1 rRNA gene is annotated in these 229 nt (G+C 51.5%); it reads right to left on the reverse strand.

Annotated elements, in window-relative coordinates:
• A 16S ribosomal RNA gene (locus HII27_RS26975) occupies positions 1–229 on the reverse strand; the annotation flags it as partial.

Below are 229 nucleotides of genomic sequence, written 5' to 3' on the forward strand. Positions count from 1 at the left end.
CCGCTGGCAACAAAGGATAAGGGTTGCGCTCGTTGCGGGACTTAACCCAACATTTCACAACACGAGCTGACGACAGCCATGCAGCACCTGTCTCACGGTTCCCGAAGGCACTAAAGCATCTCTGCTAAATTCCGTGGATGTCAAGAGTAGGTAAGGTTCTTCGCGTTGCATCGAATTAAACCACATGCTCCACCGCTTGTGCGGGCCCCCGTCAATTCATTTGAGTTTT

The sequence above is a fragment of the Kluyvera sichuanensis genome (assembly GCF_014218705.1).
Classification (GTDB): domain Bacteria; phylum Pseudomonadota; class Gammaproteobacteria; order Enterobacterales; family Enterobacteriaceae; genus Kluyvera; species Kluyvera sichuanensis.